The 233-nt window shown below is 73.0% G+C and carries 1 pseudogene; it reads right to left on the reverse strand.

The window, feature by feature from the left end:
* A pseudogene (locus tag ACZ2XM_RS15710) lies at nucleotides 1-233 on the reverse strand (hypothetical protein); the annotation flags it as partial.

Here is a 233-nt window from a genome sequence, read left to right on the forward strand (position 1 = left end):
GACCCCGGCCTGCTCCAGCAGCTCGTCGGGGCGCAGGATGCCGGGGAACGTGATGGAGTCGCGGCCGCGGACCACACCGGCCCTGGTGCGGTCGTGCTCGTCGGCGACCTCGCCGACGATCTCCTCGACCAAGTCCTCCAGCGTCGCGATGCCCGAGGTGCCGCCGTACTCGTCCACGACGACCGCCATCTGGTAGCCGCGGCCGCGGAGCTCGCCGAGCAGGGTGTCGAGCG

This window comes from Psychrobacter sp. CoH-33_TS_01 (genome assembly GCF_058189395.1).